General features: G+C 72.4%; 13 protein-coding genes and 3 pseudogenes. 7 read left to right on the top strand and 9 right to left on the bottom strand.

Annotated elements, in window-relative coordinates; genetic code table 11:
- Nucleotides 1-83: 83 nt before the first annotated feature.
- Nucleotides 84-1,052, top strand: a complete 969-nt coding sequence (locus tag JFN87_RS11860; protein WP_245179253.1) for a DMT family transporter — start codon at nt 84-86, stop codon at nt 1,050-1,052.
- Nucleotides 1,053-1,130: 78 nt separating this feature from the next.
- Here JFN87_RS11860 and JFN87_RS11855 read toward each other — a convergent pair whose 3' ends face one another.
- Nucleotides 1,131-1,787: an FMN-binding negative transcriptional regulator gene (locus JFN87_RS11855; protein WP_209339955.1), complete on the bottom strand. Its 657-nt coding sequence runs from the start codon at nt 1,785-1,787 to the stop codon at nt 1,131-1,133.
- Nucleotides 1,787-2,509, bottom strand: a complete 723-nt coding sequence (locus tag JFN87_RS11850) for a pyridoxamine 5'-phosphate oxidase family protein (protein WP_372449220.1) — start codon at nt 2,507-2,509, stop codon at nt 1,787-1,789. The genes JFN87_RS11855 and JFN87_RS11850 overlap by 1 nt, the downstream gene beginning before the upstream one ends.
- A 35-nt stretch (nt 2,510-2,544) precedes the next feature.
- On the opposite strand from JFN87_RS11850, the gene JFN87_RS11845 reads away from it, so the two are divergent.
- Nucleotides 2,545-3,879 carry an aminotransferase class I/II-fold pyridoxal phosphate-dependent enzyme gene (locus tag JFN87_RS11845; protein WP_209339953.1) on the top strand — a complete coding sequence of 445 codons (1,335 nt, stop codon included), beginning with the start codon at nt 2,545-2,547 and terminating at the stop codon, nt 3,877-3,879.
- Between the two features lie 36 nt (nt 3,880-3,915).
- Here JFN87_RS11845 and JFN87_RS11840 read toward each other — a convergent pair whose 3' ends face one another.
- From JFN87_RS11840 to JFN87_RS11820, 6 genes and pseudogenes are all read right to left on the bottom strand, one after another.
- Nucleotides 3,916-4,413, bottom strand: coding sequence for a Rieske (2Fe-2S) protein (locus JFN87_RS11840; protein WP_209339952.1), 498 nt, complete (start codon nt 4,411-4,413; stop codon nt 3,916-3,918).
- 109 nt (nt 4,414-4,522) lie between these two features.
- Nucleotides 4,523-5,656: a lactonase family protein gene (locus JFN87_RS11835; protein ID WP_209339951.1), complete on the bottom strand. Its 1,134-nt coding sequence runs from the start codon at nt 5,654-5,656 to the stop codon at nt 4,523-4,525.
- Nucleotides 5,657-5,772: 116 nt separating this feature from the next.
- Nucleotides 5,773-5,913 (bottom strand): annotated as a pseudogene (locus JFN87_RS11830) (N-acetylmuramoyl-L-alanine amidase); the annotation flags it as partial.
- 3 nt (nt 5,914-5,916) lie between these two features.
- Entirely contained in the window at nt 5,917-6,096 is a 180-nt protein-coding gene (locus tag JFN87_RS11825) for a hypothetical protein (RefSeq protein WP_209339950.1), read from the bottom strand.
- Nucleotides 6,093-6,344 (bottom strand): annotated as a pseudogene (locus JFN87_RS33630) (hypothetical protein); the annotation flags it as partial. The pseudogene JFN87_RS33630 and the gene JFN87_RS11825, both read right to left, overlap by 4 nt.
- 59 nt (nt 6,345-6,403) lie before the next feature.
- Nucleotides 6,404-6,817, bottom strand: coding sequence for an ArsR/SmtB family transcription factor (locus tag JFN87_RS11820; protein ID WP_209339949.1), 414 nt, complete (start codon nt 6,815-6,817; stop codon nt 6,404-6,406).
- Between the two features lie 94 nt (nt 6,818-6,911).
- Between JFN87_RS11820 and JFN87_RS11815 the strand changes: the two genes are divergently transcribed.
- On the top strand, nt 6,912-8,951 hold the full coding sequence (locus JFN87_RS11815) for a heavy metal translocating P-type ATPase (RefSeq protein ID WP_209339948.1): 2,040 nt from the start codon (nt 6,912-6,914) through the stop codon (nt 8,949-8,951).
- A gap of 84 nt (nt 8,952-9,035) precedes the next feature.
- A complete protein-coding gene (locus JFN87_RS11810) occupies nt 9,036-10,232 on the top strand; it encodes an MFS transporter (RefSeq protein WP_209339947.1) in 1,197 nt (398 codons plus the stop codon).
- On the opposite strand, the gene JFN87_RS11805 is transcribed toward JFN87_RS11810, so the two are convergent.
- The gene (locus JFN87_RS11805; protein ID WP_209339946.1) at nt 10,226-11,017 is read right to left on the bottom strand and encodes an aldehyde dehydrogenase family protein; all 792 of its coding nucleotides are present in this window, start codon (nt 11,015-11,017) and stop codon (nt 10,226-10,228) included. The genes JFN87_RS11810 and JFN87_RS11805 overlap by 7 nt on opposite strands.
- Before the next feature lie 268 nt (nt 11,018-11,285).
- On the opposite strand from JFN87_RS11805, the pseudogene JFN87_RS33625 reads away from it, so the two are divergent.
- The 3 genes and pseudogenes from JFN87_RS33625 to JFN87_RS11790 form a co-directional block, all read left to right on the top strand.
- Nucleotides 11,286-12,059: pseudogene (locus JFN87_RS33625) on the top strand (terpene synthase family protein); the annotation flags it as partial.
- The gene (locus JFN87_RS11795) at nt 12,039-13,625 is read left to right on the top strand and encodes a cytochrome P450 (protein ID WP_307865410.1); all 1,587 of its coding nucleotides are present in this window, start codon (nt 12,039-12,041) and stop codon (nt 13,623-13,625) included. The pseudogene JFN87_RS33625 and the gene JFN87_RS11795, both read left to right, overlap by 21 nt.
- Nucleotides 13,626-13,633: 8 nt before the next feature.
- Nucleotides 13,634-14,578 (top strand): VOC family protein, encoded by a 945-nt coding sequence (locus tag JFN87_RS11790; RefSeq protein ID WP_209339943.1) that lies wholly within the window; start codon nt 13,634-13,636, stop codon nt 14,576-14,578.
- The last annotated feature ends 49 nt before the right edge of the window (nt 14,579-14,627 follow it).

The following is a 14,627-nucleotide window of genomic DNA, read 5'->3' as shown; positions in this document are numbered from 1 at the left end:
CCACCTCTCCCTCCACGCCTTCGGCGTCCTCTTTCTCCCTTTCCGCGTCGCCCGTTCCCCCGTCCGCGTCCACCGGGCGCGGCCTGCTGTTCCTGACCGTCGCCGGCCTGGCGTGGGGCACGGCGGGCGCGGCCGGCACGCTCGTCTACCGCGTCAGCGACCTCGGGCCGATCGCCCTGTCGTTCTGGCGGTGCGCGGGCGGCCTCGTGCTGCTGCTCGCCGCGCTCGCCCTGCGCGGACGCGGCCGGGTGCGGGGCGGTGCCCGCCGGGGCGGCACCGGGTCTGCCCGCGTGCCCGCCGAGCCATGGCGACGCAAGGCGCTGCGCATCGCCGGGTCGGGCGTCGCCTTCACCGTCTTCCAGACCGCCTACTTCGCGTCCGTACGGTCAACGTGGCTCGCCGTCGGGACCGTCGTCACGTTGGGCGCCGGGCCCGTGTTCATCGCGCTCGGCGCGCGCACGCTGATGGGGGAGCGGCTCGGCGCGGGCGGTCTGTCGGCCGTGCTGGGCGCGCTCGCCGGCCTCGGCGTGCTGACCCTGGGCGGCGGGAGCGGTGGTTCGGCCGCGGTCCGGCCCGCCGGGGTGGCGCTCGCCGTGCTCTCCGCGGCCGCGTACGCGGCGATGACGCTCCTGACCCGGTGGCTCGGCCGAGGCGGCGAGCGTTCGGACGTGCTCGCCACGACGGCCTGGGCCTGCGGAATCGGCGTGGCGGTGCTGCTGCCGCTCGCGCTCATGACCGGCGGCGGGCTGCTGCCGCACACCCAACGGCTTCCCGAGGTGGTCTGGCTGCTGGTGTACGTGGCGGCCGTGCCGACCGCGCTCGCCTACGCGCTGTACTTCACGGGCGCGGCCGTGGTGCGCGCCGCGACCGTGTCCGTGATCATGCTGCTCGAACCGGTGAGTGCGGCGGCGATCGCCGTGTGGCTGCTGGGCGAGCGGCTGACGGGCGCGACCGTGGCCGGCACACTGCTGCTGCTCGCCGCGGTGGTGGGACTGGCGGCCGCGGAGGCCCGCGCCTCGCGCCTGTGGCGCCGGAGCGCGCCCGCCGCGTGACGGCTGGACGGCTCGGGGGCGCGGCCGGCCGCCGCGTCCCCGAGCCGCCCGGTGGCGGCCGGGCGTCAGGACCGCGCGTCAGGACCGCGCGTCGAGCCGCGCCCGATGACGGGTGTGGTGGGCGAGAGCCTCGGCGTCGTGCGCCGCGCCCCTGGCCCGCAGGCCCGCGGCCGTACGCTCCTTGACGTCCTCCGGCTTGTGCGCCGCGTACTTGAACTTGGCGCGCACCGCGGTCACTTCGAGATGCAGCACCCTGATGCCGGTCAGCATCCTGCCGAACGGCGGCTCACCCGCACGCACCGGCACCGAGACGCCCTCGCCCTGGAAGTGGGTGACCTGCCGGTTCAGCAGCGCCGCCTTCTCCTCGGCGTCGTCCACCACCCGCGCCTCGCACGTCAGCTGGATCGCCGTGTAGAAGCTCGTCGGAACGCCGTGCTCCGGCGGTGTGCCGTCGGGCGCCTGCCAGGGCCCCGGCACGAACACGTAGTCGTCGACCACGCTCAGCAGCACCGTCGGCCGTGACTGGACCGCGGACCACAGCGGGTTGGGCCTGGCCAGGTGCGTGACGACCTCGCCGTGCGCGCCCACCGCGGGGTCGTAGGCGAAGTGCAGCGGCTGGACGAACGGCGGTTCGCCCGCCGCTCCGTTGACGGCGAGCTCCCCGAAGTCGTGTTCCGCGAGCCACTCGCGCCAGACGCGGTCCTCGGGCGGCTCGTCCCAGGGGTGGATCAGCATCAGGCGCCCATCCCCTTCAGATAGCCGGGCAGCTGTACGGCCGGGTCCAGGTCGTCCGCCGGGACGGGCGTCCCATATTGCTGCGTGACGGGCACGACGCCCGTCCAGTACGGCAGGCCGATGTCCTCGGGCTCGTCGTTCGGCCCGCCCGTGCGTATCTTCGCGGAGACCTCCTCCAGGTCGAGGCTGATGACCGCCGTCGCCGCGAGCTCCTTGTCGTTCGCCGGACGGGAGTCCGCCGCGCGGCCGGGCACGACGTGGTTGACGATCGCGTCGAGCGCGGCCCGCCGCTCCGCCTCGTCGTGAACCTGACGGGCGACGCCGTGCACCACGACCGAGTGGTAGTTGATCGAGTGATGGAACGCGGAACGCGCGAGGACCAGGCCGTCGAGCCGGGTGACGGTCAGGCAGACCGGCAGGCCGGCGTCCTCCCGCGTGTCCTTATGTGCGTCCTCGCCGCGCGCCGCGGCCGCGCGCAGGGGCCGCGAGCCCGTCGATCCGTGCACGTAGAGGCGCTCGCCGACCCGCGCGTACAGCGTCGGCAGCACCACGGGCGCGCCGTCCCTGACGAATCCCAGGTGGCACACGTACGCCTCGTCGAGCAGGCGGTGCACCAGCTCCCTGTCGTAGCTGGCCCGCTCCTTCGAACGCGTCGGGACGGTACGGGTGGTCGGCGGGTATCCGGTCGGGCGGGGGGCGGCCTCGGCGTCCGCGTCCGGCATTGCGTCCTCCATTGCACTAGTGCATAATTTGCTTTGTGCTAGGAGAATACCCAATCGAAGGCCGTCGCGCAGCCGAAATCGCGGCGAGCGTGGAGCGCGGAGTGGCGTCCGGAGACCTGGCCCCCGGCGAACTGCTGCCGCCCATGCGGGACTTGGCGGCGCGCCTCGGCGTGAATCCGAACACCGTCGCCGCCGCCTACCGCACGCTGCGGGAGCGCGGCGTCATCGAGACCGCGGGGCGTCGCGGCAGCCGCGTCCGCGACAGGCCCGCCAGCACGTCGCGCGGCTCGCTCGGGGTGGATGTGCCGCCGGGCGCGCGCGGCCTCTCCGACGGCAACCCCGACGCGGCCCTGCTGCCGCCGTTGCACGACGCGCTGGCCGCGGCCGCGCGGGCCAACGCCGCGCACCCGCGGCTCTACGGGCACAGATCCGCCCTCGACCCCGACCTCGCACGCCTGGCACGCGCGGGGTTCGACGCGGACGGCGTCCCCGCAGGGCCCACGGGCGTCGCGTCGGGCTCCCTCGACGTGATCGAGCGGGTGCTCGCCGCGCACCTCAAACCCGGCGACACGGTGGCGGTGGAGGACCCCGGCTGGGGCAGCCTCCTCGACCTCGTACCCGCGCTCGGCCTGAGGCCGCTGCCCATGGGCGTGGACGACGCGGGCCCGCTGACCGCCGGCATGGAACGCGCACTCGCGGCCGGCGCGCGCGCCGTCGTCGTCACCGACCGCGCGCAGAACCCGACGGGCGCCGCCGTGACCGAGGCGCGCGCCGCCGAGCTGCGCGCCCTCCTCGCGAGCAGGCCCGACGTGCTGCTCATCGAGGACGACCACGGCCACGCCATCGTCGACCTGCCGCTGCACCCGCTCGCCGGGACCACCGCGCACTGGGCGCTGGTGCGCTCCGTCGCCAAGGCGTACGGTCCCGACCTGCGCCTGGCCGTCTTCACCGGGGACGAACTCACCGTCGACCGAGTGATGGGGCGCCAGCGCCTCGGGCCCGGCTGGGTCAGCGGCCTGCTCCAGCGCGCCGTGGTCGAGCTGTGGGAGTCGGCCGCTGTGGACGTGCCGGCCGTCGCCGCCGCCTACGGGAAGCGCCGCGACGCGCTTGTGCGCGCCCTGGCGGCGCGCGGCGTCGCGGCGCACGGGCGCAGCGGGATGAACGTGTGGGTGCCGGTGGCCGACGAGACGGGCGCGGTGGCGCGGCTGCTGCACGCGGGGCTCGTCGTCGCGCCCGGCGCGCGCTTTCGCATCGCGGCGCCGCAGGGCCTGAGGATCACGGTCTCCACCCTCACGGCCGCCGACATCGAGCCGGTCGCCGACGCGGTGGCGGCGGCCGTGAGCCCCGCGCCGGCCCGCATCTTCGGCTGACGCGGCGCGGCGCGCGTACGCGGGAGGCGACGCGGCTCAGGCCAGGGAGATCGAGCCGCCGGAGACCTTGATCTGCTCCGGCGGCAGCGGGCTGGGGGCCGGGCCGCCCTTCACGCTGCCGTCCGCGATGCTGAACTCGCTTCCGTGACAGGGGCACTTGATGACGCCGTCGGTGATCGACGCCACCGTGCAGCCCTGATGCGTGCAGACCGCGGAGAACGCCTTGAACTCGTTCGCCTTCGGCTGGGTCACCACGACCTTCCGGTCGGCGAAGATCTTGCCGCCGCCCTCCGGGATGTCCGCCGTCTTCGCGAGCACGTCGCCTCCGCCGGACGCCTCGTCCGACGGCCCGGAGGAGCCGCTCGGGCTGCTCGCGCCGCTAGTGCCGCTCGCGCTGCTTGCGCTGCTCGTGCCGTTCGCGCTGCTCGAACCGCCGCCGCACGCGACGAGTGCCGCGCCGAGTCCCGCCGTTCCCGCCGCGGCGACCACGGTCCTGCGCGTCACGCCGCCTTCGGCTGTCTGCGTACCCGTCATGGTGGTGCTCCCCTTCGCGTGGCGAATGCGGCCGGCGCGGTCGCGGCCGGGCCACCCGTTGGTACGGGGCCCGGCCGCGCCGCGTTCACCGGAGAGCGAAAGATCGCGGTCAGGAGGCGGCGATACCCTCGCCGCCGACCGCGTTCGGCACCGTCACCGAGCCGACGTTCGTGAGCGAGCCGTCCGCGTGGACGCGGAAGCCCGTCACGCTGCCCGTGGCGCCCACCTGGGCGTAGAGGTACGCGCCGTCGGAGCTGACCGCGAGGTCGACGGTGCCCGCGCCCGACGTGGTGTCCCCGATGTGCGTCAGCCGCCCGTGGTGCTGCGCGAAGCCGGAGATGGTGCCGCTTGCCGCGTTGCCGGTGTAGAAGTAGTCGCCGTCCCTGACGACCCAGCAGGTGGCCTTCTGGCCGGTCGCGGCCTCGTCCGTCTTCGTCAGCGAGCCGTTACGCCCCACGGTGAAGGTGTCGAGCGAGTTCGCGGCAGCGTCCGCGACCACCGCACGGCCCTTGGCGTCGAAGGCCAGCGCGAACGGCACGCCACCCGATGGCAGGGTCGTCGACGTCGGCCTGGCCGATATCCCGAGCAGGCCGACGCGGAAGACCGCCAGCGTGTTGTCGGCCTTGCCCGCCACCACGATCTTCGAGCCGTCGGGCGTGAACGACACCTGGCCGGGCGTGCCGTCGCCCTCGATCCCCAGGCCGCGGTGCCAGGACGGCACGCGCACGAGACGTCCACCGATGGTCAGGTAGCCCTGTACGGAGCCGCCGTCCAGCGCGTTCAGCACGTACACGCTGCCGCCGTGCACGGTGACGCTCACCGGGAAGGAGCCCCCGGTGGACACGGTCTGCTCGCGCACCAGCCGGTCGCCGCGCACGGCGAACACGGTGAGCGTGTCGCTGCCCGCGTTGACGGCGTACAGGCGCCGGTGGGCCTTGTCGTACGCGAGGGAGCCCTGCGACGCGAGGTGGTCGGGCCCGGTGCCCTCCTCCTGGCCGCCGAGGCCGCCCGTCGCGTAGGTACCCGCCTTCGTCAGCGATCCGTCGGCGGCCCGGTCGTAGGTGACGACGGCGTTCCCCTCGACGTCGTCGTTCTGCACGAACACGACGCCGTGTCCCGAGTGGCCCCGGGCTGAGGTGGTGTGGTGGGGCGTGTGCGCGGAGGCGGGTGCCGCGAACAGGGCCAGGGACGCCAGAGCGGCGGCGGAGGCACCGGCCAGGACCGCGGCGGGCTGTCTTCTCATGAAGTGTTTCCTCGGGACAAGAGCGGCGGCGCCAGTCACCCGGGCCGGACGGGACCCGCTCGGCCCCGTCGCACATTTCGTGTCGGCGGACCCCGCGCCCTTACCGTGACCAGGTCTTACGGATGTCTGACGCGCTCGTCGCGGCGCGAGTGCGCGGCTCGCACCAGCTCCAGGTAGTGGTCCCAGTCCCAGTTCGCGCCCGGGTCGGTGTGGATGGTGCCGGGCACCTCGTGGTGGCCCAGGATGTGCGTGCGGTCCCCCTACGCGTACTGCTGCTCCGGTGGGAACGGTGTGGGAGCGGTCGTCGTACCCATGTCGATGGACTTCAGCCAGGCCGTGAAGGCGCGCTGCTCGGTGGTGGTGTCCGGCGCCTTCGTGTGCCCGTACTCGGAGAAGGCGTCCCAATTCGCCGCGTCGTTCGGTGCGGTCGGGCAGGTCATGGTGTTCCTTTCCCGTAGGAGAACGTGGTCGTGGCGACAGGGCGCGGACGCGGGTCAGCCGCCGGCGGCAGCCCACGGCGCCGCCGCCGCACCAGCAGCCGGCCGCCCTGCGGGCCGGTCCACTCCAGCCGGACGACGCCGGGCACGGCGGAATCAGCGGCGCGTGACGGGTCGGAGCAGTGGCCGGCGTTGGGGTTGCGGAAGAACGTCGACCAGAGGCCGCCGTGGTGGTCCTCGAAGATGCTGTTGGGGGTGTCGCGTCGCGCGAGCGTTTTCTGCCGGAGTGTTGACGGAAACGGTCGAGGCGTCAGGTGGTGGCTCCGCGCGCGAGACTCCCGGCACGTGCCGTGCCGTCCCGCAGTTCGGCCGGGGTGTCGCGCACGCCGAGGCGCAGGTGTTCCACGTGGTAGAGCGCCTGGTCGAGGAGTTCGGCGACGTGGTTGTCGTAGAGCGCGTAGACGATCGAGCGTCCCTGGCGCTCGCCCGTGACCAGGCCGAGGTTGCGCAGCAGGCGTAGCTGGTGGGAGCAGGCGGAGGGCTCCATGCCCACGGCGTTCGCGAGGTCGCCGACCGAGCAGGGGCCTTGCTGGAGCCGGGCCAGGATGCGCAGCCGCGAGGGCGTGGCGAGGGCCTGGAGGGTCGCGGCGACGTCGTCGGCGCCGACGGTGTCGAGGCGTTCCCGCGTGGTGGCGCTGCTGTCGGTGTCCGCTCCGTGGCCCATGCGTTCAGCATACGCGGCACGCTTGAAGACCTGTTCAGATGTTCCGGTATGGTCGGGGTGTTGCGGCTGTTCGCCCGTGAAGGGTTGTTTCGTCATGTCTTGTGTCCTGGATCAGCGGCCCGAGTCGCCGCCCGCGGAGTCCTCTCCGGCCCCTCGCCGTCGCACGCGAGTGCTGGCGCTGCCCGAGGCCCGCTGGGCGCTCGCCGCGCTGGTGCTGTTCCTGATCGCCCTGCCGCTGAACCTGCTCGGCGCGCCGGCGTGGACGTGGGGGCCGCTGTTCGCCGCCACGTATCTCACCGGCGGCTGGGAGCCCGGCTGGGAGGGCCTGAAGGCCCTCAAGGAGAAGACGCTGGACGTGGACCTGCTGATGGTGGTCGCCGCCCTCGGTGCCGCGGCCATCGGCCAGGTCCTGGACGGCGCGCTGCTGATCGTCATCTTCGCCACCTCCGGCGCGCTCGAGGCGGTCGCGACCGCCCGTACGGCGGACTCGGTACGCGGTCTGCTCGACCTCGCCCCCGCCACCGCGACCCGGCTCAGGACCGACGGGAGCGACGGAACCGACGGGAGTGTCGGGGGCGAGGAGACGGTCCCGGCGGAGACCCTGGTGGTGGGGGACACGATCCTGGTCCGCCCGGGCGAGCGGATCGGCGCCGACGGCCTGGTCGTCACCGGCCGCAGCGAAGTCGACCAGGCCACCATCACCGGCGAGCCGCTGCCCGTGGCCAAGCAGCCGGGTGACGAGGTGTTCGCCGGCACCGTCAACGGCGCCGGCGCGCTGCGCGTGACGGTGCGACGCGACCCGTCCGACTCGGTGATCGCCCGGATCGTGCAGATGGTCGAGGAGGCCTCCCGTACCAAAGCCCCCACCCAGCTGTTCATCGAGAAGATCGAGCAGCGGTACTCGATCGGCATGGTGATCGCCACCCTCGCGGTCTTCGCGATCCCCCTCGCCTTCGGCTCCGACCTGCGGTCCTCGCTGCTGCGGGCGATGACTTTCATGATCGTGGCATCGCCGTGCGCGGTCGTGCTGTCCACGATGCCGCCGCTGCTCTCGGCCATCGCCAACGCCGGCCGCCACGGCGTCCTCGCCAAGTCCGCCGTCGTGATGGAACGTCTTGGCCAGATCGACACCGTCGCCCTGGACAAGACCGGCACGCTCACCGAGGGCACTCCGCGCGTCACCGACGTCCATCCGCTGCCCGGCTCCGGCCTGACCGAGGAGACGCTGCTGGCCCTGTCGGCCGCCGCCGAGCACCCCAGCGAGCACCCGCTGGCCCGCGCCGTCCTGGACGCGGCAGACGAGCGCGGCCTCGCCCTGCCCGAGGTGACCGACTTCAGCTCCGCCCCGGGCCAGGGCGTGAGCGCCACCGTGGACGGCCGCAAGGTCCAGGTCGGCTCGCCGGCCCGTCTCGTGCCCTGCGTGACCGGTCCCGCGCAGGCACTGGCGCGGGAGCTGGAGGACGCCGGGCGCACCGCGGTGCTGGTCCTGTGCGACGGCGCGCCGGCCGGAATGATCGCGATCGCCGACCGGCTGCGGCCGGACGCCGCCACCACGGTCGCCGCCCTCACCGCCCTGACCGGCCGCCCGCCGGTACTGCTGACCGGTGACAACCCGCGCGCCGCGCGGCGCCTGGCCGCCGAAGTCGGCATCAGTGACGTACGGGCAGGACTGCTGCCGCAGGACAAGGCCGCCGCCGTCCGGCAGTGGGAGCGGGGAGGGGAAGGGGACGGGGGAGGGGAAGGGGACGGGGGAGGGGAGCGGCGCAAGGTGTTGGTCGTCGGCGACGGTGTCAACGACGCCCCCGCCCTGGCCGCCGCGCACACCGGCATCGCCATGGGGAAGGCCGGCTCCGACCTCGCCCTGGAGACCGCCGATGCCGTCGTGGTCCGCGACGAACTCGCCACCATCCCGGCCGTCGTGGCCCTCTCCCGCACAGCCCGGCGCCTGGTGGTCCAGAACCTCGTCATCGCGGCCGTGTTCATCACCGGCCTCGTGGTGTGGGACCTCGTCGCCACCCTGCCGCTGCCCCTCGGCGTCGCCGGGCACGAGGGCTCCACCGTCATCGTCGGCCTCAACGGCCTGCGACTGCTGCGCGAAGCGGCCTGGCGGAAATCCCTTGCCGACGGCGCCTGAGGCCCGGCGCCCGCGCCCGCCCGCACCCGCACCGTCCATCGGGTCCGTCGAGTCCGTCGAGTCCGTCGAGTCAAGGATCCGTTCATGCCGCCCCAGACGCCGAGCATCGAGGCCGTACCTGCGCGCGGACGGCTGTGGCCGCTGTACGCGGCCGGCTTCACCACCGCCTTCGGCGCGCACGGCGTGGCGGCGAACCTGGGCCACTACACCACCGGCCATCACGATTCCCTGCTCGTCCTCGGCGGTCTGCTCGCCCTGTACGACGGCGCCGAGCTGCTCCTCAAGCCCGTCTTCGGAACGCTGTCCGACCGCATCGGCGCCCGCCCGGTCCTGCTGGGCGGGCTCATCGCCTTCGCGGCGGCCTCCGTCCTGTTCGCTCTCGCGCAGGACCCGGGGCTGCTGTGGGCGGCACGGCTCGGCCAGGGTGCCGCTGCCTCCGCGTTCTCCCCGGCCGCCTCGACCCTGGTCGCCAGGCTCAACCCGGCGGCCAAACGCGGCCGGGCCTTCGGCTCGTACGGCTTCTTCAAGAGCGTCGGCTACACCGCCGGGCCGCTCCTGGGCGGCGTCCTGGTCGCGCTCGGCGGGCTGACGCTGCTCTACACCGTCATGACCGCGGTGGCCGCCGCCGTGGCCGTCTGGGCTGCCCTCGCGGTACCCGCCGTCCCGCCGCTGCCCAAGGCGCGCCAAACCGTCCTCGACCTCGCGAAGCGGCTGGGCCAGGGCAGCTTCCTGCGCCCGACGACGGCCCTGGCCCTGGCGACCGCCTCCCTGTCGGTGGGCGTCGGCTTCCTGCCGGTCGCCGGTGCGGCCGCCCATCTCGGGCCGGCCGCCACCGGCGCGGCCGTCTCCCTGCTCGCCGCCTGCGCCGCACTCGTGCAGCCGCGCGCCGGGGCCGCCCTCGACCAGGGCCGGATCACCACAGGCACCGGTATCGGCCTGGGCCTCGCCGTCACGGCGGTGGGGCTCGCCGCCGCGGTCGTCCCCGGGCCTGCCGGAGTGCTGATCGCGGCCGTCCTGATCGGTCTGGGCACGGGGGTGGTCACACCGCTCGGCTTCTCCGCCCTGGTGGCGGCCACACCGGCCGAGCGGCTCGGCCAGACCATGGGCGCGGCCGAACTCGGGCGCGAACTCGGCGACGCGGGAGGCCCGCTGATCGTCGCCGGCGCGGCCGCCGCCACGGTCCTCAGCGGTGGCTTCGCGGCCCTCGCCGTCCTGACCGCCGCAGCCTCCCTCGCCACCCGCGGGACGGGCCCGAGCCGTCCGGGCTCCGCCACTCAGTAGGGGTAGCGGCGCCGTCCGCGGTTGATCGAGATCCACTGGTGCGTGGTGAACTCGTGCAGGCTCCATTCACCGTTGAGGCGTCCGTACCCGGAGTTCTTCTCACCGCCGAAGGCGACGAGCGGCTGGTCGTCGATGGATGTGTCGTTCACGTGCACCATGCCGGTGTCGAGGCGCTTCGCGAGCTCGGCGCCGTGATCGAGATCGCGCGTGTGAACGGCTCCGCTGAGGCCGAACGGTGTGTCGTTGGCCATCGCGACGGCCTGCTCCTCGGTGTCGAAGGGCATGAGACACACCACGGGGCCGAAGAGTTCGGCCTGCGCGACCGCCATGTCGGTGGTCACATCGCCCAGTACGACAGGCTCGAAGAGGGTGCCGTTCACGCGGCCGCGCAGTAGTGGCAGTGCTCCCTCCTCGATACCCTGCCTGACCAGCCGGTCGAGGGCCTCCGACTGCCGCCTGTTGATGAGCGGCCCCAGGACCGTGCCGTCGTCCCGTGGATCGCCCACCCTCAGCGAGCGCACCTTGGACACGTAGCTTCGCGCGAACCGCGGATAGACGTCGCGGTGCACCAGAACGCGGTTGGCGGACATGCAGATCTGGCCCTGATGGGTGAAGCGGCTGAAGACGGCGGCGTCAACGGCGAGGTCCAGGTCGGCGTCCGCGAGGACGATGAGCGCGCTGTTCCCGCCGAGTTCGAGGATCGGCTTCTTGAGGTTGCGGCCCGCGACCTCCGCGATGTGGCGGCCGACCTCGGTGGAGCCGGTGAAGGAGATCACGGACGGCACCGGATGCTCCCCGTTGCCGTCCGTGCGGTGGCGCGCCTCGGCGACTTCTCACACCGCTCCCAACAATGGGTGTCGCGCAAAGCCGGCGATCTTACCGGTCACTTTCACGCGGTCCTGTGGCGGCCCGCGCATGGTCGCCGGGTGGTCACCGAACGTCGATGTCAGAGTTTCGTAACCACGCCAGAGGGAGGAGTGTGCACCTGCACCGTGACTCTTCTCGTTGAATTGGCAGGCGCGTCGCGCCACCTGTTCTCCGTTAGGACGGTTCATGCCCCAAGGCATCAAGCTGGACATACCCTTTGAAAGTCGCGTCAGTCCCGACCTCGCGCGGGCGCGGCGTGAACACCTCGCGTGGCCGCGGCTGCACGGCCTCATACCGGATTCCGCCGCGTCCCAGCGGCATTTGATGGGTTCCTATGCCGAGGTGGCCGCGCGGTTCCATCCCTCGGCGACCGGGGACGACCTCGACCTGGGCGTGGATCAGCAGAGTTGGTTCTTCCTTTTCGACGACTTCTTCGACGGGCCCGTCGGACGGGACCCGAAAGCGGTACGCGGCCTGGTGCGGGACGTCGCCTCGGCGTTCCGCGGTTCGGATGTCCCGCAACATCCGCTCGCTCGCGCGTTCGCGGACCTGTGGGCGCGCAGCACCATGGGAATGTCCGGTTCGTGGCGTGCCCGGGCTGCCGCGGACTGGCGTGCGTATCTCAACGGATATGTCGACGAGGCCTCCGCGCGCCGACAGCGGTGACTTCCGCGCTTCTCCGAGCATCTGGCGGTGCGCAGGCGGACGATAGGCGCCCTTCCGGTCCTCGATATCGCCGAGCGCGCCGGACACTACGAATGTCCGGCGAAAGCCTTGCGAAGCCCGGTCGCCGAGAGAATGCGGCGATTGGCCATCGAGGTCGTCGTCCTGGACAACGGCATCGTGTCCGTCGAGAAGGAGGAAATGGCGGGCGACGTGAATCTGGTGCTTTTGCTGGAGCGTGAGCAAGGCCTGACACGCCAGGGGGCCATCGAGCGGATGTGCGCCATGGTGTCGGACCGTACAAGGCGGTTCGTGGAGCTCCGGGGGACGTTGCCGGCCCTCGCCGACTCCGTGGGGCTGGACAGCCGTGACCGTGCCGCCCTCATGCGTTACGAGCGGGACGCCCTGGAGACACTGATGCGGGGCCTACGACTGGGACCAGCACGCCGAGCGCTACACCCACACGTACGCGAAGAAGTTCTCCGACGGTGCGTTCCAGGAGGTGTCATCGTGAGCGGTGTTGTGACCACACGGAAGGCTCCCGTGGCACCCGGGGCCCTGCCAGGGCTCGGGCATGTGCCCCAACTGCTGCGCGATCCTTTGCGGTTGTTCGGGTCGGCACACCGCGACGGAGCCCCCGTCACACGCATCATGCTCGGGAACCGGGCCGCCCACCTCGTCACCACTCCGCAGCTGGTCCGTACCGTGCTCAGCAACGTCGACGGCTCGTTCGACAAGGGAGGCCCGGTGATGAACGCCATCCGGGGCCTGCTGGGCAACGGGCTTCTGACCTGCACGGCCGACGACCATGCCCGCCAGCGCCCGATGATGCAAGTGGCCTTCGCGCGCACCCATCTGGACGCGTACGTGCCGATGATGGCGCAGTGTGCGCGTGAGATGGCAGAGAGCTGGACGCCCGGTGGCACGGTCGCCCTCGACGCCGAGATGCTCCGAACGGCGATCCTCGTGGCGTGCCGCACCCTCATCTCCGCGGAACCGTACGGCACTTCGGTCACCGCGATGGCCGATGCCATCCCCGAGCTGGTGCGGGGACTGTTCCGCCGCACCGTCGTACCGCTGCCCCCGGTCCACCGGCTTCCGCTCCCGTCGAACCGGCGCTACCAGAGGGCCGAGCGGACCCTCGCCGCCGCCATGGAAGAGATCGTCAAGCACTACCGGAGCCTGGAGGAACCACCGGACGACCTCCTCTCCCACATCATGGCGGTCAGCGATCCCGCCACAGGCCTGGGCATGACGGACGGCGAGATCGAGGACCAGGTCCGCACGGTCCTCACCGCGGGCACCGAGACCACCGCCAGCCTGCTGGCCTGGACCTTCCATCTCCTGGGCGGCCACCCGGACGTGGAGGACCGGCTGTGGAAGGAACTCGATGCCGTGCTCGGTGGGCGTGTACCGGCTCTCAGCGACCTCAAGGACCTGCCCTACACGAAGCGGGTGCTGACCGAGGCGCTTCGTCTCTATCCGCCCGGGTGGCTGCTGAGCCGTACGACCACCAGGCGGGTACGGCTGGGCGGCCACGAGCTTGAACGTGGCGCCGAGATTCTCTTCTCCCCCTACTTCCTGCATCGCGACGAGGACACCTTCCCCGAACCCGACCGCTTTCTGCCCGACCGGTGGCTTCCACAAGCGGTCACCTCCCGGCAGAGGGAGGCGTTCGTGGCCATGGGTGGTGGCCGGCGCAAGTGCATCGGCGATGTCTTCGGCATGACGGAAGCGACGATCGTGCTCGCTGTGGTCGCGTCCCGCTGGCGGCTACGGCCGGCCAACGCCACAGCGGTCCGTCCCGCGCTGCGCATCGTCCTCAATCCGTCGGCCCTGCCCATGACCGCAGAACCCAGGTGACCTTTCCCATGACAAACGAAATGGCCGTGTGCCAAGTCGCGTTCAGCGTGCTGGACCTCCGACGGACAATGTCCTGGTACCAGGAGGTACTGGGTTTCCTGCCCAGTGGTGGCAGCACGGATCAGGGAGGCCCCGAGGCAGCGGCGATGCAGGGGCTGCCCGTCTGCCGTCTCGACATGGCCTGGATGGTGGGACGGCAGGACTTCTTCCAACTGGAGTTCTTCCGCTACCACGAGCCCCGTCCGGCGCCACGCCGCCCCGACGCCCACCCGTCGGACCTCGGCTGGGCGGCGATCGGGCTGTGGGTGGCGGATTTCGACAAGGTTGTGCACCGGCTCGGGGAGGCAGGCACTCCACCGGCCACCCCGGTCACCGGGTCGGCACCGGGCAGAAGGGTCGGCGTTCGCGACCCGGAGGGTGTTCTGCTGGAGATCATGGAGTCGGACGTCCACCTGCCCGGCGCAGAACTCACCGGCGTGGCGCGGCCCGAGGCGGATGTGGCCGTCCGCTTCGCACGCCTCGTCGTCCGGGACATCGGGCAGACCCGTACCTTCTTCGAGGAGGCCCTCGGGTTCGCCGAGGCCGGGCAACCACTGCACGACGCCTCCCACGAGCCCCTGTGGCTGGGAGAACCACCGCAGGAGACGTTGCTTCTTCGAGCCGGCCACTTCCTGCTTGAACTGGTGTCCTACCCGGATTCGCGGGACAGGCCCGAGGGTTACCTCATCAGCGACCAGGGGCTGCTGAACATCGCCCTGGGCTCGCGGCACACGGAGGACTACCGGCGACTGCTCTCCCGGGCGCGGGACAGCAGCGCGACGGTGCACGGTGAACTGAGAATCGGGTCCGCGGCGGCCAGCTACCTCACCGGCCCCGGCGGGATCAGTGTGGAGCTCCTGACCATTCCCGACTTGGCCATCGAGCGAGCGGCCGGGTTCCACCCTCTCGAGTGAGCGGGCGGGCGGGTACCCCCGCGCGAACCGCCGTCGGCAATAGTCCCGT

Source organism: Streptomyces montanisoli, from assembly GCF_017813245.1.
Classification (GTDB): Bacteria; Actinomycetota; Actinomycetes; order Streptomycetales; family Streptomycetaceae; genus Streptomyces; species Streptomyces montanisoli.
The sequence above is the reverse complement of the archived record's forward strand: the minus strand, read 5'-3'. Positions and strand labels throughout refer to the sequence as shown.

What these genes read in the sequence shown, in the direction of transcription:
- JFN87_RS11855 (WP_209339955.1), bottom strand. Translation starts at nt 1,787, where the DNA reads ATGCTGATCCACCCCTGGGACGAGCCGCCCGAGGACCGCGTCTGGCGC.
- JFN87_RS11850 (WP_372449220.1), bottom strand. Translation starts at nt 2,509, where the DNA reads ATGCCGGACGCGGACGCCGAGGCCGCCCCCCGCCCGACCGGATACCCG.
- JFN87_RS11840 (WP_209339952.1), bottom strand. Translation starts at nt 4,413, where the DNA reads ATGACGGGTACGCAGACAGCCGAAGGCGGCGTGACGCGCAGGACCGTG.
- JFN87_RS11835 (WP_209339951.1), bottom strand. Translation starts at nt 5,656, where the DNA reads ATGAGAAGACAGCCCGCCGCGGTCCTGGCCGGTGCCTCCGCCGCCGCT.
- JFN87_RS11825 (WP_209339950.1), bottom strand. Translation starts at nt 6,096, where the DNA reads ATGACCTGCCCGACCGCACCGAACGACGCGGCGAATTGGGACGCCTTC.
- JFN87_RS11820 (WP_209339949.1), bottom strand. Translation starts at nt 6,817, where the DNA reads ATGGGCCACGGAGCGGACACCGACAGCAGCGCCACCACGCGGGAACGC.
- JFN87_RS11815 (WP_209339948.1), top strand. Translation starts at nt 6,912, where the DNA reads ATGTCTTGTGTCCTGGATCAGCGGCCCGAGTCGCCGCCCGCGGAGTCC.
- JFN87_RS11810 (WP_209339947.1), top strand. Translation starts at nt 9,036, where the DNA reads ATGCCGCCCCAGACGCCGAGCATCGAGGCCGTACCTGCGCGCGGACGG.
- JFN87_RS11795 (WP_307865410.1), top strand. Translation starts at nt 12,039, where the DNA reads ATGTGCGCCATGGTGTCGGACCGTACAAGGCGGTTCGTGGAGCTCCGG.
- JFN87_RS11790 (WP_209339943.1), top strand. Translation starts at nt 13,634, where the DNA reads ATGACAAACGAAATGGCCGTGTGCCAAGTCGCGTTCAGCGTGCTGGAC.